The organism is Streptomyces sp. A2-16 (assembly GCF_018128905.1).
GTDB lineage: Bacteria > Actinomycetota > Actinomycetes > Streptomycetales > Streptomycetaceae > Streptomyces.
In genome coordinates this window covers 7,785,343-7,804,735 of record NZ_CP063808.1, presented here as the reverse complement: position 1 = coordinate 7,804,735, position 19,393 = coordinate 7,785,343, and the positions used below count along the sequence as shown (strand labels likewise).

Here is a 19,393-nt window from a genome sequence, read left to right as displayed (position 1 = left end):
GGGGCGTGCGGGAGTTCATCGTCGAGGCGGACGGCGGCTCGCGGGGCAACCCCGGGCCGGCCGGCTACGGCTCCGTCGTGCTGGACGCGGCGACGGGGGAGACGCTGGTCGAGACGTACGAGTACCTCGGCGTCGTCACCAACAACGTCGCCGAGTACCGGGGGCTGCTGGCGGGCCTGCGCGCCGCGCACACCCTCGACCCCTCCGCCCGCGTCCATGTCCGCATGGACTCCAAGCTGGTCGTCGAGCAGATGTCGGGCCGCTGGAAGATCAAGCACCCCGACATGAAGCCGCTCGCTCTGGAGGCGGGGCGGGTGTTCCCTCCGGGGCAGGTCACCTACGAGTGGATCCCCAGGGAGCAGAACAAGCACGCGGACCGGTTGGCGAACGAGGCGATGGACTCGGGGACGTCGGCGAGTTCGGTACGGAACCTGTCGTCCGCCGAGGCCGAGGCCGACGTACGTGCCGCCACTGCCGTCGCCGGTCCCGGCTGGGCCCCTGCCGACATGGGCGCCCCGGCCACCTTCGTGCTGTTGCGGCACGGGGAGACCCCGCTGACGCCCCAGAAGCGGTTCTCGGGGAGCGGCGGTACGGACCCGGCCCTGTCCGAGGTCGGGAGGGAGCAGGCCCGGAGGGCGGCTGAAGCGCTGGCCAGGAGGGGCACGATCCAGCACATCCTCGCCTCGCCCCTGACCCGGACCCGCGAGACCGCTGCAGCCGTCGCCGAACGGCTCGGGATCGAGGTCACCGTCGAGGACGGCCTGATCGAGACCGACTTCGGCGCCTGGGAGGGCCTCACCTTCGGCGAGGTGCGCGAGCGCTACCCCGAGGACCTGAACACCTGGCTGTCCGACCCGGAGGCCGAACCCACCGGCGGCGGCGAGAGCTTCGCGGCCACGGCGACGCGGATCGCGGCGACGACGGACAGGCTCGTGGCGGCGTACGCGGGCCGCACGGTCCTGCTCGTCACCCACGTCACGCCGATCAAGACGTTCGTACGGCTCGCTCTCGGCGCCCCGCCCGAGTCCCTGTTCCGCATGGAACTCTCGGCGGCCTCGCTGTCGGCGGTGGCGTACTACGCCGACGGCAACGCGAGCGTCCGGCTCCTCAACGACACGTCACACCTGCGGCCGTAGCCGCAGGTGCGCGGCCTCGCGGGCCAGCGCCTCCACCCGCCCCCAGTCCCGCGCGGCGATCGCGTCCGCCGGAAGCATCCAAGTCCCGCCCACGCAGCCGACGTTGGGCAGGGCCAGGTACTCGGGGGCGTTCCCGGACCCGATCCCGCCCGTCGGACAGAACCGCGCCTGCGGCAGGGGCCCGGCGAGGGACTTCAGGTACGCCGTGCCCCCGGCCGCCTCCGCCGGGAAGAACTTCATCTCCGTGACGCCCCGCTCCAGCAGCGCCACGACCTCCGAAGTCGTCGACACCCCGGGCAGGAACGGCACCCCGGACCCCCGCATCGCCTCCAGCAGTACGTCCGTCCAGCCCGGGCTGACGAGGAAGCGCGCGCCCGCCGCCACCGACTCCTTCACCTGCCCGGGCGTGATGACGGTCCCGGCCCCGACCACCGCGTCCGGCACCTCGCCGGCGATCGCCCGGATCGCGTCGAGCGCGACGGGCGTCCGCAGCGTCACCTCGATCGCGGGCAGCCCACCGGCGACCAGGGCGCGGGCGAGCGGCACGGCGTCGGACGCGTCCTGGAGCACGACGACGGGGACGACGGGAGCGAGGTCGAGCAGGGAGGTACGCGAGGAGGCATGCGAGGTGGAGGCCATGGCGTCATCCTGCCGAAGCGATGCGGAGTGCGCAAAGGCCGTTGCGCTATGTGCAATGTCTGGGGTTCAGTGAATCTCGTCCACGAGCACGTCCAGCGCCCACGGCTGCCCCGCCTTGGCGGGCGCCTCCGCCTCGACCACGTACCCGAGCTCCCGCAAGGCCTCCACCAGCTCGGCCGGGCCCCCCGGCGCGACGCCCGCCGACAGCAGACTCCGCACCATCCGCCCCTTCGTCGCCTTGTTGAAGTGGCTGACGACCTTCCGGGTCGGCGCGTGCAGCACCCGCACGGTCGCCGTCCGCCCCGCGACCTCCCCCTTCGGCTTCCACGCGGCCGCGTACGCGGAGGACCGCAGGTCCAGCACCAGCCCGTCCCCCGCCACCTCGGTGAGAGCGTCGGCCATCGGCGCACGCCAGTGCGTGCCCAGCGCCCCGAGCCCCGGCAGCTTCACCCCCATCGAGCAGCGGTACGACGGAATCCGGTCCGTCACCCGGACCGCTCCCCAGAGCCCCGAGAACACGAGAAGCGAACGCCGGGCACGCTTCTTCGCGGCCGCGTCGAGAGAAGCCAGGTCGAGGGCGTCGTAGAGCACACCTGTGTAGATCTCCCCGGCGGGCCGCGCACCGGCCGTCCTGAGCTCGACGTTCTTCGCGACCTCGCCGCGCAGGCCCTCGCTCAGCCCGAGCACCTCGCGCGCCTTCTCCTCGTCACCGGTGCACAGTTCGACGAGCGCGTCGAGGACGGCCTCGCGGCTCTCGTGGAGCCCCGGCAACGACAGCGACTCCAGCTTCAGCGGGGCGCCACGGCCGGAGGACGCCTTGCCTTCGGAGGGCGGGAGCAGGACCAGCACGGATGATCTCCTTCTGTTGAGCTCCGGACAGCGTACGGGCCCCGTTCTGCTTACTCTCGCTGTATGCCCCGCCGCCGCATGCGTGTGACCGACGTCCCGCTGCGGGCCGCCTTCACGGCCCTGCGCACCGAGCTGGACGTGCCGACGGACTTCCCGCCCGAGGTGACGGCGGAGGCGGGACGGGTGCCCGACCTGAAGGGGTACGAGGACGTCACCGACCTCCCCCTCTTCACCATCGACCCGCCCGCCTCCACCGACCTCGACCAGGCCATGCACCTCTCGCGGCGCGGCACCGGCTACCGCCTCCGGTACGCCATCGCCGACGTCGCCGCCTTCGTCGTACCGGGATCGGCGCTGGACGCGGAGACGCACCGGCGGGTGATGACCCTGTACTTCCCGGACACGCGCATCCCGCTCCATCCGCCGGCGCTGAGCGAGGGCGCCGCGAGCCTCCTCCCGGACCAGGTCCGTCCGGCCGCGCTGTGGACGATCGACCTGGACGCGGAAGGCCGTACGACCGCCGCCGAGGTGCGCCGGGCCCTGGTCCGCAGCCGGGCCAAGCTGAACTACGAGGGCGTGCAGAAGGCGATCGACACGGGTACGGCGGAGGAGCCGCTCGCTCTGCTGGCGGAGGTGGGGCGGCTGCGGGAGGCGCTGGAGGTCGAGCGCGGCGGGATCTCCCTGCGGGTCCCCGAGCAGGAGATCGTCGAGCGGAACGGCGCGTACGAGCTGACGTACCGCGCTCCGCTGCCCGCCGACGGCTGGAACGCCCAGATCTCCCTGCTCACGGGCATGGCGGCGGCCGACCTGATGCTGGCGTACGGCACGGGGGTGCTCCGCACGCTCCCCGCCGCCCCGGACGGCGCGGTGGGCCGCCTCCGCCGTACCGCCACCGCCCTGCACATCGACTGGCCGCACCATGTGTCGTACGCGGCGCTGATCCGTTCCCTGGACCCGGGGATCCCGTCCCACGCGGCCTTCCTCCAGGAGTGCACGAGCCTGCTGCGGGGCGCCGGCTACACGGTCTTCCGGGACGGCGACCTGCCCTCCCTCACCACCCACGCGGCGGTCGCCGCCCCGTACGCCCACTGCACGGCACCCCTTCGGCGCCTGGTCGACCGGTACGCGTCGGAGATCTGCCTGGCGGCGGTGGCGGGGGAGCCGGTGCCGGAGTGGGTGCTCGCCGCCTTCGATGCGCTGCCGCGCGAGATGTCCGAGGGCGGCCACCGCTCGGCCGCGGTGGAACGGGCATGCGTCGACCTCGTCGAGGCGGCGGTGCTGCAGGACCGGGTGGGGGAGGTGTTCGACGGGTGCGTGGTGGACGTGGACGAACACCGACCGACGGTGGGGACCGTGCAGTTGGAGGCACCGGCGGTCATCGGCCGCATCGACGGGGAGGGGCTGTCGCTGGGGGAGCGGCTGCGGGTGCGGCTCACTCGCGCGGATCCGGGGACCGGGGGCGAGGGGAAGGTGCGGTTCGAGCCTGCGTGACCGCGAGCGCGGGTAGATCCCTTGACGGCTAACGCCGTTAGCCTTACAGTTTCGGCTAACGACGTTAGCCGAGCTTGCCGGAGGGGATCATGAGCACTGCTGCCACCACAGCCCACACCCGCGGTCGGGGTCGGGGCTTCGCTGTCGTCCGCCGTACGGCATGGCTCGCGGGTGCGCTGTTCTGGTCCGCGTTCTCGGTCCTGGAGGCCGTCAACCACGGCTGGCTCGCCGGGACCCTGGCCCTCACCTTCTTCGTCCTCCCGGACCTGACCTTCCTGGTCGCCCTCGATGAGGCGCCCCGGATGGCGAAGGGCCGGCTGCCGCCGCGCGCGGTGCCGTACTACAACGCGCTGCACCGGGCGTCGGTCCCCCTGGCGCTGATGCTGGCGTACACGTTCGGCCCCGTGGCCTGGCCCCCGGCGTTCGCGGCCCTGTGCGGCTGGCTCGCCCACATCTCGTACGATCGCGCCTTCGGGTACGGGCTGCGGACGAAGGAGGGGTTCCAGCGTGGGTGACGGTGAACGCGCGGGGAGGGCCGGTGCCGCCGACCGGCTCACGCCCCGCGCCCGTGAGATCGCGACGGCCGCACGCGAGCTGCTGGAGGAGTCCGGCCCCACCGCCCTCACCCTGCGGGCCCTCGCCGACCGCCTCGGCATCAAGGCGCCCTCCCTCTACAAGCACTTCCCGGACAAGCAGGCCGTCGAGGCCGAACTGATCGCCCAGATGCTGGAGGAGTCGGCGGAGGCACTGGAGTCGGCGGAGCAGCTGGCCCCCGGCTCCCTGCCGGCCCTGGCCGAGGCCTACCGGACGTACGCCCTGGCCCACCCCCACCTCTACTGCCTCAGCACCGAACGCCCCCTCCCGCGCCCCGCCCTCCCCCCGGGCCTGGAGGACCGCGCCGCGATGCCACTGATGCGGGCCTGCGACGGCGACCTGGACCTGGCCCGCTCGGTCTGGGCCTTCGCCCACGGCATGGTGATCCTGGAGATCCACGGCAGGTTCCCGGACGACGCCGACCTGGACGCGGCATGGAAAAGGGGCTTGAAGTCGTTGCACCCTCAGATGTAGCCGGAGTGTGGTGACGAGCGCACGGGGGTGTGGGGATGAGTGCACGGGAACAGGCCCTGTGGACCAGAACGAGGCTGGGCCGCTGCGGCCCGCCGCTCGACCTCCTGACGGCCCGCTTCGACAAGCACGTCTACGCCCCGCACGCCCACGACGAGTACACGATCGGTGTGTGCGTGGGCGGCTCGGAGATCATCGACTACCGGGGCGGTCACATCCGCACGGGCCCGGGATCCATCGTCGTCCTCGCACCCGGTGAGATGCACACGGGCGGCCCGGGGACCGCCACGGACGGATACGCGTACCGCGCCCTGTACGCGGAGACGCCACTGCTCCAGGACGGCTCCATCGGCCGACCGCACTTCCGCGACCCCTTGATAGACGACCCCGAACTCGCTGCGGCCCTCCGCCTCGCACACACCGAACTCAGCGCCTGCCCCGACCCGTTGGAGACGGAGTCCCGTCTTCCGTGGCTTCTGACGGCCCTGTCCTGCCGCCACTCCACGGCCCGCGTGGCGGACTGCGTGATCCCGGGAGCGGACGCGGTCGCCCTTCTGGTCCGCGACCGCCTGGCCGACGAACTGCTGGCACCCCCCTCCCTCGCCGACCTCGCCGCCGGCCTGGGCATGTCCCGCTACCAACTCCTGCGCGCCTTCCGTACGGCGATGGGGATACCGCCGTACGCCTGGCTGGCCCAGTACCGGGTGAACCGGGCCCGCGGCCTGCTGGAGGCGGGCCTCAAGCCGGCCGAGGTCGCGGGAGCGGTGGGCTTCGCCGACCAGGCCCACCTGACGCGCTGGTTCCGCCGCGTGCTGGGGGTGACCCCGGCGGCGTACCGCAACAGCGTTCAAGACGCGAGCCGCTGACTTGTTCAGGATGGCCGCATGACTGCACGCGGCTGGTTCCTGTTCTCCCTGATGGGAGTGGTCTGGGGCATCCCCTACCTGCTGATCAAGGTGGCGGTGGACGCCCCGATGTCCCCGTCGATGGTGGTGTTCACGCGCTGCGCGCTGGGCGCGGCCCTGCTCTTGCCCTTCGCGATACGGCAGGGCGGCCTTTCCGCCACCGTGCGCACCCACTGGCGCCCGATGCTGGCCTTCGCGTGCATCGAGATCATCGGCCCCTGGTGGACCCTGACCGACGCGGAACGCCACCTGTCCAGCTCGACGGCGGGCCTGCTGATCGCGGGCGTCCCGATCGTGGGAGTGGCCCTGGCCCGCTTCTTCGGCGAAACGGAGAGGCTGGGCGCTCGGCGCGTCATCGGGCTCGGCCTGGGTCTGACCGGCGTAGGGGTCCTCACGGTCCCGCACCTGACGGGCGGGGACGCCCGCTCCCTGGCGGAGGTCTTGGTGACGGTGATCGGCTACGCGACGGCCCCCCTGATCGCCGCGCGCTACCTCAAGGCTGTCCCGACCCTCCAGCTCATCGCCCCCTGCCTGGCCCTCGCGGCCCTGGTCTACGCCCCGGCGGCGGCGCTGACCTGGCCCTCGGAGATGCCCTCCCCCACGGTCCTGGCCGCGCTGGCCACCCTGGGCGTGGTCTGCACCGCGGTCGCCTTCGTGGCCTTCCTGGAACTGATCAAGGAGGCCGGCCCGACGAGGGCGACGGTGTTCACGTACGTCAATCCGGCGGTGGCGGTGGCAGCGGGTGCGATCTTCCTGTCCGAGCCATTGACGGCGGCCATCGTGGCGGCGTTCACCCTGATCCTGGCGGGGTCGGTACTGGCGACGGCCTCGGGTGCGGGGGCCGTCTCTCGCCGCCCGGTCCTGGCTGACCCCGGTCGGGGGGTCGCCGCGCGCCCGGTCCTGGCTGACTCCGGTCGGGGGGTCGCCGCGCGCCCGGTCCCGGGGCACGCCGGGTGGCGAGGCCGTGCAAAGCGACTCCGCCGCGGGCCGGAACCCCGGTCGGACAGGCCGGACCGGCCGGACAGAGACGAGGCGTGCGCCCGGTAACATGGTCGACACGGCAGACGAGCCGGGCGGACGGCCGCGTGAAGACCCTCAGGGGCCTTCCCGAGGAACGTCCGGGCTCCACAGGGCAGGGTGATGGCTAACGGCCACCCGGGGTGACCCGCGGGAAAGTGCCACAGAAAACAAACCGCCGGGGACTTCGGTCCTCGGTAAGGGTGAAACGGCGGTGTAAGAGACCACCAGTGCCCAGGGCGACCTGAGCAGCTAGGTAAACCCCACCCGGAGCAAGGTCAAAAGGGAGCACCCCGGTGCTCCTGCGCGGACGATCGAGGGCTGCCCGCCCGAGTCCGTGGGTAGACCGCACGAGACCGGCGGCAACGCCGGTCCTAGATGGATGGCCGTCTCCCCGACCGCCGCGAGGCGGTTGGGTGACAGAACCCGGCGTATAGCCCGACTCGTCTGCCGCTCTCATTTTTGCGGGTCAAATCTTGTGCTGCCCAAATCGGTCGCCATGGAGCAGAGACGCTGTGAGCGTCAGGATGCCTCGGTCGAGCTGACGAGCACGCAGAGGGACGAGCTGCGTCGGCTGCGGTGGCAGAACCGTGAGCAGGCTGAGACGATCGATGGGGTAGAAATTCACGGTCTCCTTCGCGAAGGAGAGCGATTGGTGAGCGCGGTGTACGCGTTCGTCGAGGCGGAGAAGACCCCGCATGGCACTCTGTTGAGCTTGCTACCCGATGGCGGCCCCGGTCCTCTATCTACGTCTGACAGGACGACAAGCAAGCTCGTGGCGCACGCTGAGCCGCCGACGATGTCTGGGCCCGTGAGGTCACTGTGCTCCACATCGTCTGTCGGTGCCCCAATGGGTGTCGCGTGTTGAGCCGAGCCGCGGAGTGGCAGGTCTGCCCGCATGCAATAGGAGCGGATCATGCGCGAGCGTGATGACACTGGCGCCAGTCGCCGAGAACGCCGGTTGCCGCGACGTCCAGCGAAGAACGCGGTCTTGGCCGCGGACCTGATGGGGTGCGGCTTCTCAGCCGACATCTCGGGCATGGGACTGGTTGGTGACATCCCCTCATGGTCGGCGGCAAGGGCTGGCTGTATCTGGCGCCCTGAGATCGATGGTCACCCGATGGCTGACCACCGCCGTGCCTTATCGATAGTTGACGGGCTGTCGATAGCCGCCGGACGTGACTGGTTGCAGCGCGGCTGCATCGCTCATCCACCGATGGCGGGCGCGAGGCGGACGCCCGCGTGGGTGGGGAAACTGTTGGTAGTTAACGCTTCACGCACAGGTGAGCTGACCGTAGAATTCCGCATACAGGGGGGATCAGCGGGACTTGTGCGGCCACCAGGACAGAGCAGACGTCGGTGGCCGCGCTTTGCGTTGGTGGCGGAGGGGACTGCTGTCGACGACAGTGCTCCGTTGGCCCAGACGCGACAACAGCAGGGACCAACGTGACGAACTCGGGTGACTTCGACGGCAGTCAGGAACTTGATCGCCTCAAGGCGATGCTCGAGAGCTGGCGCAGCTCCCTGGTGGACCTGAGCGGCCGCAACCGGCTGCTCAACTTCCGCCACACCAAGTCGGCCACGCTCGAGATCTCGGTCCCGTCGGCCCAGGAACTCCTCAAAGGCCTGGGCCGTGGCTGGGACTTTGCGCCGCTCCCCGACGAAGAACGGGAAGGTGGCGACGGCAGGTCAACCGGTGATGTGGTCCTTGAGAAGAAGGGCGATCGCGCCGATGGAATCGTCACCCATAAGACCACTGCGCCTTCTCTGCTACGTGCGTTGAACAGCCTGCGCACCAAAGCCACTCAGGTCTTCAACGACTATGGCCTGTGGACCCTTAGCCTCGGCGTCGGCATGCTCCGCTGGTGTGAGGACGGGGCAGAGACCAGCAGCGACGCTCCCCTGGTTCTGGTGCCTGTGATCATCGAGCGTGCACGCAACGGCCGGATCCGCCTCAGATCGAGCGACGACGAGGAACCACGTCTCAATCCGGCTCTGAAGGTGAAGCTGCAGCAATTCCATATCGACTGGACACCCGTCGCCGAACAGGACCCCGCGGACTTGCAAGCAGTGCTCTCGGCCACGACTCGCGTCGTGTCGGGCAAGCCAGGGTGGCAGGTCTCCGACCGCGTGGTGCTTGCGCTCTTCGCCTCCCATAAGGAGTCGATGTATCAGGACCTGCTGGACAATGAGGACTCCGTTCTGGGCAGTGACCTTGTGCGCGCGATGGCGCTCGGCCCCAACTCCGGACTCGCCTCCGATCGTTTCGACTTCGAGGAGATCGAGCTCGACCGGATTGACGAGTTGAGCCCGCCGGAAGACAGTCCGCTGGTGCTCGACGCCGATGCTTCGCAGAGGCAAGCCATTGCTGCGGCTGTGGCCGGACAGTCGTTCGTGCTCGACGGACCTCCCGGCACCGGCAAGAGTCAGACCATCACGAACATGATCGCCGGTCTGATGCACGCGGGTCGGAGTGTGCTGTTCGTCAGTGAAAAGGCGGCAGCCCTCGACGTCGTCCTCGACCGGCTGAAGTCCGTCCATCTGGGCTCGTACGCACTGGCCCTCCACAGCCACAACACCAGCCGCAAAGCAGTTGCCCAGGAGCTGGGCCGGGCGCTCGCGGAAGAGCCGCGCGCACCACAACTGTCACCGCAGACCCTGGCGCAGGCCAGGGAACTGCGCCTCGCGCTCAGCGCTTACGCCGAAGCGATGAACGAGGTTCGCGACCCGCTGGGAAGAACGCTGCACGATGTGCTCGGCCGGGTCGGCCGGTTGTCCGAAGCACCCGTGGCCTATCTGAGCCGTGGTGATGAGGCGGCTACGGGGGCGGAGGTCACGTTTCGTGCCGAGACGCTCAGTGGTGAGGACCTGCACCTGATCGTCGAGGCGACGGAAGCCATCGCTGACGCGTGGGAGGCGGTCGCTGACCCGTCGTTCCCCTGGCGTCACTTGCGAGCGGGTATGCCGCATCCACGTCCTGTCTTGGAGCAGGCGCAGGCCGCGAGGGACGCGCTGGCAACAGCCGTCGACCGGTACCGGGATCTCGCGCCGGAGGGAGTGCCCGTCACGGACCAGAGCGGAGTCGACCGTCTGATTGCGCTGCTACGGCTGATCGATGTGCGTAGTCCGGTTCCGGAAGCATGGCTGACCACAGATGCTTTCGCCGACGAAGTCAATGATCCAGTCGACGCCTTCCTGACGGAATTGCGCAAGGCACAGCGCACGAGTTCTGCCGTCCGCGCGAAGGTGGGCGAGCGGTGGCAAGAGCTGTCCAGCAGGCTGAGGGCAGAGCCTGGGGACATCGAGAAGACTCTGTCGGCGATGGCGCCGCGCGGCCTCGACCTCGCCGAGCTAACGGAAGAGCGTGCACGACAGCTCGCCAGGGAATTCGATGCGACCGCTGGTGTGCTGGAACGGGCGCTGCAAAGCCTCACTCGCGTCAGCCACCTCACTGGACTCACGAATCCCAGCACCCCGGAGGAGGCACGTCGTCTGTGTGACGTGATCGCGGTGGTCGGCACCGAACACCGCCCTCTTGAGGAGTGGTTGGTCCCTGATGGTGCGGTGCGCGCAGAGGAGGCAGCGGTCCGGAGTGCAGCCGACGCACTGAACGGATTCTTCTCACGACGGGACCAGGTTCGCTCTGCCCGGGCTCTGGCAATGGAACATGCGGGACCGGGTTGGGCCGAGTTGCTCCCGGAATTGAGTGCGGAACGACCGGCCAACGAGCTGGTTCTCGCCGAACTGGAACCGTCTGGAGCGGACATTGCGTCGCTCACCGGTCGCGAGGTCGCAGAGATGGTCAAACGGTTCGACATGCTCGCTGCCACCCTTGAGTCGGCTGCTGCGCATGCCGACTCAGTGGCCGAGCGTCTTGGGGTCGCTCGACCGGAGACGACTTCCGAGGCCGAGGGGCTGGCCACGCTCACGGAGCTGTCCAAGGCCCCGAATCGCACGCTGGAGGCATGGCTCGACCCCCAGGTGCTCCCCGGTGTTCAAGCAGCAGTCGCGGACATCTCCTCGGCGTACGAAGAATTGACTGCCGCCGAGGTAGAGGCCCGCGATACCTTCCTGCCCGAAATCGTCTCCACGCCCGAACTGTCCGAAGCAGTGCATCGGCTGATTGAGGGCCGACAGGGACTCGCCGGCACGTTGTCCAGCGGCATCCGGGCCGACCGGAAGCTCGTGGCCCGGCTGACCCACGGCGGCACGTGGCGCGGCGACCTGTACGACAAGTTGCCGCTCGCCGATGCTTGGTGTGCCGCGCACCGCAAGCTTCAGGCACTGGCCGTGACGCACGCCGAAGTGATCGGCCGTTATCGGGGCGCGGATTTGCCCGACGTCCCGGCCCTTCGCGAAGCCCTCGCGCATGCCCAGGCCGTCCACGCTCTAGCGTCGGAAACCGTCGCCGACCCCTATCGGAGATGCCAGCTGGCGGCTCACCTGGCCGACGGCCGAGAGCCGGCCCCCGTACTCGTTCAGCAAGGCACGGCGTTGCGCAGCGAACTTGCCGCATGGCGAAGGGGCCTGGGAGGCCCCTCGCTGGCGCCGCATGCAGGCGGCCTCACCAAGCAGCCGCTCGATGCTGCCGCCCGGTGGCTCCGCGCTCACCTTGCTCCATTGCGACAGGCCGTCGCACTCCTGGACACCGTCGCGTCGGTCGGTCGCCGAGACAACGGCCCCGGTTCCGAGCACACGCTTGCCTCCGCACGCACGGCGGTCACAGTCGCGCACGCGGCACAAAGAGAGACAGCAGAGTTCTCCGCTCAGGCCGTAACCGATCGCAGCCTTCTGGGCCCCTGGTACCGAGGCCTCGACACGCAAAGCGACGACCTGCATGACGCCGTACCCAACGGCGTAGGGGGCCACGAACCCATGGGGCAGCTTTTGCGCCGTGCGCTTGACCTGACTCGACAGCAACCGGGCCCGTACGCCACCGAGCAACAGCGGGAGCTGCTGGGCCGGTACGTCTCGCAAGGACATCCCCACACCGAGGCATTGCGGACAGCTCTGGATGCCGCTCGGCTGATCGCCCGACTCGCACCCGACACGCTCACGGATCCAGCGCGCCGGGCCAGTCTCGTCGACGTGCTGGCCGACGGCCGGTCCGAACCACGCGAACTTCTCGCGCAGACGGACCAGATCCTCCACGACCTGAACCTCTGGCAGGAGTACACCGGCCAGCCCCACCTCGCGACGGTCGGTACAGCCCTTGCCGCCCGCCCCCTGGAACGAGCGGCGAGCTGGCTTCGCGCGCATGTGGAGCCCTTTGAGGACGCGGCCGACCTCATCCGTTCAACCGCCCGCGTCATGGACGAGGAGACAGGCCTCACTCTGTCGCGCGCCAGAGAGGCGGTGGCTGCCGTCGTCTCCGCCCGAGCCGTCGAGTCCTCGTTCGCGGAGAACGACGCCACGTACCAAAGCCTTCTGGGTTCCCTCTACCAGGGCACCGAGACCGACCGTGACCTGATCCTGGATTCCATGGACTGGGCCCAGAAAGTCCGTCGTACCGCACCCGGCGGCCGGTCCGCGGCCCTGCCTCCGGCTGCTGCCCGACTGATGCTGGCCGCGTCGGCCGACTCGTCCGTCGCTGACCGCGCCAGTGACTGGAACGGTCAGCGCGAGGCACTCGCCGGTTACTTCGAGCCTGGGCGGGCTGAGAAGCTGCGCAGCGAACTTGCCGAGTCCCTGGCCGCGTCCCAGGTCGTCCTGTCCTGCCTCGACCGCGACTCCTTCGGCCCGGAGGCGTGGACCAGCTGCGCCGACGCACTGACCCTGCTGCGCCGTTTCTACCTCGACGGGTTGCCCGACCAGCTCGCACGCCGCGAGGTTTCCGCCGAGGACTTCCCCGCCGCCATGGAACGCGCAGTGCTCACCGCTTGGGTGGAGCACCAGTTGGCTACCGACGCGAGGCTGAAGCCGATGCGGGCGGTAGAACGCGACCAGTTGGTGGAGCGCTTCCAGAGGGCTGACCAGGACCTGGTCGCGGCGGCACATGCCGAGGTCATCGCGGCGTGCAACTCCCGTCGCCCTCGCCGGACAACGGTGGGACAGGCTGCCCTGATCCGCCGTGAGGCCGAGAAGCAGCGTAAGCACATGCCTGTACGGCACCTGCTGCAGCAGACCCGCGACGTCGTACGGCTGGTCAAGCCGTGCTTCATGATGAGCCCGTTGACGGTCAGTCAGTTTCTGCCGCCGGACTTCCAGTTCGACGTCGTCGTCTTCGACGAGGCGTCTCAGGTCCTGCCCCAGGACGCGGTGAACTCCGTCTACCGGGGCAAGGCCCTCATCGTGGCGGGTGACCAGAAGCAGTTGCCGCCGACGTCGTTCTTCAGCGCGGCCGGCGACAGCGACGAGGGCGATGAGTGGGACGAGGACGCCACCGACAGCTTCGAGTCCATTCTCGACATGTGCAAGGCCAGCGGAGTCCTACGCGGGCTGCCCCTCCGCTGGCACTACCGCAGCCGCCACGAAAACTTGATCGCTTTCAGCAACCACGACTTCTACGACAACTCCATGGTCACGTTCCCGGGCGCACTCGAACAGGGACCGGACATCGGCGTGGAGTTCATCAAAGCGGATGGCGTCTACGACCGAGGCGGGAACAGCGACAACCCCATCGAGGCCAAGAAGGTGGCCCAGCGCGTCATCCACCACTTCGACACACGCCCCGAACACACCCTCGGAGTGGTCGCTCTGTCCAAGGCGCAGGCGGAGGCGATCGAGGATGCTGTGCAGAAGGCGAGGGCAGCTCGCCCTGACCTCGACCACCACTTCACTGAAGGCCGACTCGACGGCTTCTTCGTCAAGAACCTCGAAACCGTCCAGGGCGACGAACGCGACGTCATCATCCTCTCCATCGGCTACGGTCCCGACCACCGCGGCAAACTGCTGTCCGCATTCGGGCCCATCAACAAAGAGGGCGGCTGGCGACGCCTCAACGTCGCCGTGACGCGGGCCCGGCGGCGCATGGAGGTCGTCGCGTCCTTCCACGGAGGCGATCTCCCGGACAGCACCAACAAGAGCGTGCAGCACCTGAAGCGATACCTCCAGTACGCCCAGCACGGTCCTGAGATCCTCCAGACCGAAGCAGCCGACCCGGACGCGGTTCCGGAGAGCCCGTTCGAAGAGGAGGTCATCGACGTCCTGCGCGGCTGGGGATATGAGGTCCAGCCGCAGGTGGGCGTCGCCGGCTTCCGCATTGACATGGCTGTACGACACCCCGGCGCGCCCGGTACGTACGCGCTGGGTATCGAGTGCGACGGCGCCATGTACCACTCCTCACGGGCAGCTCGGGACCGCGACCGGCTCAGGGAGGCAGTCCTGCGTGACCTGGGCTGGAAGTTGCACCGAATCTGGGGGACGGACTGGTATCGCAACCGACGGGATGCGATGGCGCGGTTGCGGGCCGCGGTGGAGGAGGCGTGCGCGAAGGATCCGCATGCGGTGCGAGTGGCGCCGCCGGTGAGGGTGGACGCCGGCAGCGGCCACAGTGACAGTACAGCGGAGACCATGAACAGCTCCACGACCACGGGGATGGAAGAAGCTGCAGAGGTGGCGGCAGGTCCGGCAGTCCCGCGCGTGGAATTCGTGACGGTCGAAGCCGGCCCTGCTCCGTGGAGTCGTCCATACCAGGAGGTCGACCCTGACCTGCTGGCAGAGGTACGCGCTCGATCCAGCAGCCAGCGAGGCATGAGGGGCGTGGAATTGCAGGACCCCGACGCTCTCGACGTAGTGGCGGAGGTGGCGCTGTGCGTGGTGGAGGTGGAAGGACCCGTCGAGAAGGAGGTGATCTACACACGGGTCCGTCTCGCGTGGGGTCTTGGACGAACCGGCCAGGTGGTCCGCGACCGTATCGACCGAGCTCTTCGGCGCCTGCTCAAGCAGGGCAAGATCGTCCACGTCGGTACGGCCTACGACAGGCCCGGCCACGAGACTGAGTTCGCCCGTACGCCGACGGAGCGGTGCGCCCGGCGTGTGGCGGAGGTTCCTGCGGCGGAGCGGCAGCTCGTGCTCAGGAATGTGGTCGAGGAAGGACCGGGTGTGCACCGCGAGGACCTGCTGCGGGAGGCCGCTCGCTTCTTCGGGTGGGCGCGGCTCGGAGCCGATATCCGGGACGCGCTGACGGGCGATATCGACGCGTTGATCTCCGCAGGGGACTTGATTGATTCGGAGGGCGGCCTGATGCCCGTCGAGGGTTTCTGATTCGCGGTGGGCTCTCCTCGTCGGTAGGGGAGACCGGGTACGGCGTCCGCTGCTGCCACTCCGATCACCGGTACGACTGTCAGTACCGCCAGGTACCCTCAGGCACATCGTCAACGCGGCCCGACGGGCTTCCGCTCCACTCCGGTGGAGTCTCGAAGGACATGCCCCCAACCGCACGAGTCACTTCGTGCTGCCTGGGGGAAGTCCTTGCTGTTCCGCGCGTCCGCGAAAACGGTCGCCGTCATGGCACTCGACGGTTCACTGTTCCTGCACCTCACCGACCAGTTCGTCCACATGCACGGCTACCGGCCCGGCACTTCGGAGGTGCGTTCCTGGGAACGCAGCATCCCTCTTCTCGTCGCTGCGTTGAACGACGCAGGCCTGGGCGCCGTCGAGGTCATGCTGGAGTACGCGCTCCCGTTGAACAGCAAGCGGGCCGATGTCGTTCTCGCCGGAGTGCACCCGGTCACGAGTGAGCCGTCATACGTCGTGGTGGAGTTGAAGCAGTGGAGCCAGGCGCTGCCTCACGAGGACGACCCCACTCTGTGCCATGTCGACGCCTACGCGCATCCGGTCCTCAACCCCATCGAGCAGGTCCGCCGCTACTGCGACTACCTCGTCAATTTCAATGGGGCGGTTGCCGAGCACGGCCACCGGGTGGCCGGAGTGGCGTTTCTGCACAACGCGACCGAGTTCGGTGTGAACGGGCTGCGGGAGATCGAGCATGACGGCTACGGACTGCTCTTCACCGCGGAACGCAGGGGTGCTTTCATCGACTACCTGCGTGCGAGGCTGAGCGACAAGCACCCGGGGGCCCGGGTGGCGGACGAACTCCGCGCAGGAGCCAAGGTGCCGTCCAAGCAACTCATGTCCCTGGCCGCCGAGGAAGTGCGGGACCGCACTCAGTTCGTCCTCCTCGACGAGCAGCAGGTCGCGTACCGGATGGTGCTCAACGCGGTGGAGAAGGCGAAGCACGCCGACCGCAAGGAGGTTGTCATCGTCACGGGCGGGCCCGGCACCGGCAAGAGTGTGATCGCGCTCCAACTGCTCGGCGAGCTGTACCGGCGCGGAGTCCCGGCTCTGCATGCCACCGGCTCGCAGTCGTTCACCAAGACGATGCGGAAGGTCGCCGGTGCCCGCAAGCGCGAAGTGCAGGATCTCTTCAAGTACTTCAACAGCTTCATGACCGCCGAGAAGAACAGCTTGGGTGCCCTGATCTGTGACGAGGCCCACCGCATCCGGGAGACCTCGGCCAACCGCTACACCCGTGCCGAGAATCGGACCGGCAGGGCCCAGATCGACGAGCTGATCGACGTCGCCTACGTACCCGTGTTCTTCCTCGACGAGCACCAGGTGGTGCGCCCCGGGGAGATGGGCACAGTGGCCGACATCGAGGAGGCGGCGGCGAAGCGGGACATCCCGTGTCACGTCGTCCCTCTGGACAGCCAGTTCCGCTGCGGCGGCAGTGACGCGTATCTGCGCTGGGTGGTACGGCTCCTCGGCTTGGAGGCCGGGGGCCCGGTCACCTGGGAATCCGACGGCCGCATGCAGCTCCTGGTTGCCGACAGCCCTCAGGAAATGGAGGGGTTCTTGGAGGCCCGACGAGCCGAGGGCTACGGCGCGCGCATGTCGGCCGGCTACAGCTGGCGCTGGTCCCCGGAGCCCAAACCTGGCGCTCCACTGCCGCCCGACGTCGTGATCGGCGACTGGGCCCGCCCGTGGAACCTGCGCGGTGACCGATCCGTGTCCGGTGCTCCCCCGGCCGCCCTGTGGGCCACCGACCCGGCAGGCTTCGGCCAGGTCGGCTGCGTCTATACGGCACAGGGCTTCGAGTACGACTGGTCCGGCGTCATCATCGGCCCCGACCTGCTCTGGCGCGGGGATCGTTGGGTGACCGACCGGGCAGCGTCGAAGGACCCCGTCTTCAAGCGGTCCACCTCCGACGCCGAGGTGGACCGCTTGATCCGCAACACCTACAAGGTGCTTCTGACCCGGGGCATGGTGGGCACGATTGTGTACGCGACGGATCCCGAGACGCGGGAGAAGTTGCGGGAGTTGGCGGGAGGAGCGACACGACAGGCCCTGTCTGTCTGACGCGTGCCCGACCCTGCTGGGCTCGGCGCATGGAGTGGCTCACCTCTGATGCGCATCGAGGGTGGCAGAGCGGCACGGTCGTGTGACCTGCTCAGCTCCGCGTGATCCTGCTGAGTTCGCAGAGGGTCCGGTGGTAGTCCAGGTGTGCTTCGTCTATGGGATGACCGTTGTGCTGACGAAGCCGTCCCACTGACTCATCCCCGTGCGTGTGCCTCACCACGCCGTCGACATCGACGTAGATTTCGAGCCCGTCGAAGAGGACGTGGTGATTGGGACACAGGCAGAGCAGGTTCGGCAGCTCGTCCGGACCGTCGTGAGGCGTTCCGAGACCACGTATGTGAGCGGCCTCGCTGTACGGTCTGCGCTTGTACTGCAGGCGTGTCTCGCAGATCTGGCAGGCGTGGCCGTGCAGCTCCTTGACCCGCGTCGCGATCGCGGCGTCGCGAACAAGCTGTGAGGAGGTGCGCGTCCGTCGTGCGGCTGGACCGGTCGCACGCTCGGTCGCAGCGGCACCCTCTTGGCCGTCAGTGTCCTCCTCCTCGTCCTCGTCGACCAGGCCATCCGCCGTTGCGTACCCGGCGAGGCCTACCCGATTGAGCAACTCACGCAGGTCGACACCGTCGAAGTACGTGCTGCACAGCTTGATCACGGCCTGCAGGCGGATAAGGGGGTCCCTCAGCAGCTCAGCGCTTGTGTGGGTCAGGCCGGCGACGGGCTGGTGCGTGTCGAGGGCGCCTGTTCGGGGGGCGGTACCGGCATCACTCTCCATCCCGTGCACCTCCCAGATGTTGCTGCCACGCAGGTGCCAGAAGGGGTACTCGGGGGTGACCTTGGAACCGGGGAGTCCGAAGTCGGCGAGAAGCGGACTCACCTCCGTTCGGAAAAGGGCCCACGGTGTCAGGCGTGGCCTGTCCGCGGAAATCCGGGATATCGCCCACAGCAGGGCCAATGGCTGGTGGCGGCTGGGCGTTTTGCTTCCTGGTTGGCGATGAGCGCGGAGGGAGCCGAGCCGCTCCAGCAGACCCTCCGCGGTGAGCTGGTCAGCTGTGGCTGTGGCTGAAGGCGGCTTCAGCGGTGACGGAACCACCGGCCGGCTCTTCGCCGGTAGGAGAGGGAGAACGCTGCGGTAGCTCTCGGGGGACCGCAGAGTAAGGCTCCACAGAGGTACTGGAACGTTCATCTGGCGCAGCACTGGCTCTGCGAGGACAGGAGTGGGAAATTCCTCGACGTCACCCAGCGCCATGATGTGTTCCCAAGTGGCGTTGTCACTGTCGGCTCCCCAGACCCTCCGTGCCACAGGCGAGCTGGTGAACAGATGGAGAATGCGTGCGCGAGCGAAGAAATGCTTCGCCGTGTAGAAATACACATCGTCACCGACGCGACGATCTCGCAGTGCGCGTACTTTTTCGTTGTTGGCTTGGTCGGTGGGAGTGGCACCCCACAACCGAGCGATTCCGTCTGGATACAGGGCATTCAGTGTGGTTGCCTGGTCACCAAGCACATCCAGGATGTCCGAGATCCGGATGCCCTGGCGTACCGACTTGGCGAAGTTCTGTGCCCCTCGAAGCCGAGCCCCGCCGCGAGGCTGGAGGAGTATCTGCGGCTCTGCCTGCTGCGGGCTGTCCGCAGCGGTGCTTCCGTCCTCCACGGTGAAGCCGAGTGCTCGCAGACGGTGTGCCACTGTGCGTGCACCTCCGCTGAAGTCGTCGGCCGACAGCAGAGTTCCGACTGAGTACAGATGAGCTACGCCGGCTATGGCCTTCGAGTCGTAGCTGTCACCGTCTACGACCAAGACGTATGTCAATGCCCTGCCGAAGCCGTATCGGCGGCGAAACGTTTCGCGTCCCAAGGCCTGACACTCCGCGACTGCAGCCAGCACGCCGGCGCGCGTGATATCCCCAAGTCCCATGTCGAGGACATTAGTAGGTAGGTATGACAAGTGCCGCCGCATGCCTGCCTGTTGCCTCATTGCCGGCCGCCTGCGCCCTCACT

General features: G+C 68.6%; 11 protein-coding genes and 1 other RNA gene. 9 read left to right on the top strand and 3 right to left on the bottom strand.

The window, feature by feature from the left end; all coding sequences use genetic code 11:
- Window positions 1-5: 5 nt before the first annotated feature.
- Window positions 6-1,136 (top strand): bifunctional RNase H/acid phosphatase, encoded by a 1,131-nt coding sequence (locus IOD14_RS35005; protein WP_212672423.1) that lies wholly within the window; start codon window positions 6-8, stop codon window positions 1,134-1,136.
- Here IOD14_RS35005 and eda read toward each other — a convergent pair.
- On the bottom strand, window positions 1,119-1,775 hold the full coding sequence (gene eda / locus IOD14_RS35000) for a bifunctional 4-hydroxy-2-oxoglutarate aldolase/2-dehydro-3-deoxy-phosphogluconate aldolase (RefSeq protein ID WP_212672422.1): 657 nt from the start codon (window positions 1,773-1,775) through the stop codon (window positions 1,119-1,121). The genes IOD14_RS35005 and eda overlap by 18 nt on opposite strands.
- 66 nt (window positions 1,776-1,841) lie before the next feature.
- A complete protein-coding gene (gene yaaA, locus IOD14_RS34995; protein WP_212672421.1) occupies window positions 1,842-2,624 on the bottom strand; it encodes a peroxide stress protein YaaA in 783 nt (260 codons plus the stop codon).
- Window positions 2,625-2,687: 63 nt separating this feature from the next.
- On the opposite strand from yaaA, the gene IOD14_RS34990 reads away from it, so the two are divergent.
- The 8 genes from IOD14_RS34990 (at window position 2,688) to IOD14_RS34955 (ending at window position 17,401) form a co-directional block, all read left to right on the top strand.
- Complete coding sequence (locus IOD14_RS34990; RefSeq protein ID WP_212672420.1) at window positions 2,688-4,115, top strand: RNB domain-containing ribonuclease; 1,428 nt, start codon at window positions 2,688-2,690, stop codon at window positions 4,113-4,115.
- Window positions 4,116-4,204: 89 nt separating this feature from the next.
- Window positions 4,205-4,630 (top strand): DUF4260 family protein, encoded by a 426-nt coding sequence (locus IOD14_RS34985; protein ID WP_212672419.1) that lies wholly within the window; start codon window positions 4,205-4,207, stop codon window positions 4,628-4,630.
- Window positions 4,623-5,183, top strand: coding sequence for a TetR/AcrR family transcriptional regulator (locus IOD14_RS34980; RefSeq protein WP_212672418.1), 561 nt, complete (start codon window positions 4,623-4,625; stop codon window positions 5,181-5,183). The genes IOD14_RS34985 and IOD14_RS34980 overlap by 8 nt, the downstream gene beginning before the upstream one ends.
- 35 nt (window positions 5,184-5,218) lie before the next feature.
- Window positions 5,219-6,046 carry an AraC family transcriptional regulator gene (locus IOD14_RS34975; RefSeq protein ID WP_212672417.1) on the top strand — a complete coding sequence of 276 codons (828 nt, stop codon included), beginning with the start codon at window positions 5,219-5,221 and terminating at the stop codon, window positions 6,044-6,046.
- Window positions 6,047-6,064: 18 nt separating this feature from the next.
- Entirely contained in the window at window positions 6,065-7,132 is a 1,068-nt protein-coding gene (locus IOD14_RS34970; protein WP_249126137.1) for a DMT family transporter, read from the top strand.
- A gap of 18 nt (window positions 7,133-7,150) precedes the next feature.
- Window positions 7,151-7,552, top strand: an RNA gene (gene rnpB, locus IOD14_RS34965) — RNase P RNA component class A.
- A gap of 996 nt (window positions 7,553-8,548) precedes the next feature.
- A complete protein-coding gene (locus IOD14_RS34960; RefSeq protein WP_249126136.1) occupies window positions 8,549-15,307 on the top strand; it encodes a DUF3320 domain-containing protein in 6,759 nt (2,252 codons plus the stop codon).
- A 207-nt stretch (window positions 15,308-15,514) separates the two neighbouring features.
- Complete coding sequence (locus IOD14_RS34955; RefSeq protein ID WP_212672416.1) at window positions 15,515-17,401, top strand: DUF2075 domain-containing protein; 1,887 nt, start codon at window positions 15,515-15,517, stop codon at window positions 17,399-17,401.
- Between the two features lie 91 nt (window positions 17,402-17,492).
- Here IOD14_RS34955 and IOD14_RS44595 read toward each other — a convergent pair whose 3' ends face one another.
- Entirely contained in the window at window positions 17,493-19,310 is a 1,818-nt protein-coding gene (locus tag IOD14_RS44595; RefSeq protein ID WP_249126135.1) for an HNH endonuclease, read from the bottom strand.
- Between the last annotated feature and the right edge of the window lie 83 nt (window positions 19,311-19,393).

Coding starts and splice junctions, on each gene's coding strand:
- IOD14_RS34970 (WP_249126137.1), top strand. CDS start 6,065: ATGACTGCACGCGGCTGGTTCCTGTTCTCCCTGATGGGAGTGGTCTGG.
- IOD14_RS44595 (WP_249126135.1), bottom strand. CDS start 19,310: ATGGGACTTGGGGATATCACGCGCGCCGGCGTGCTGGCTGCAGTCGCG.
- IOD14_RS34975 (WP_212672417.1), top strand. CDS start 5,219: ATGAGTGCACGGGAACAGGCCCTGTGGACCAGAACGAGGCTGGGCCGC.
- IOD14_RS34985 (WP_212672419.1), top strand. CDS start 4,205: ATGAGCACTGCTGCCACCACAGCCCACACCCGCGGTCGGGGTCGGGGC.
- IOD14_RS34990 (WP_212672420.1), top strand. CDS start 2,688: ATGCCCCGCCGCCGCATGCGTGTGACCGACGTCCCGCTGCGGGCCGCC.
- eda (WP_212672422.1), bottom strand. CDS start 1,775: ATGGCCTCCACCTCGCATGCCTCCTCGCGTACCTCCCTGCTCGACCTC.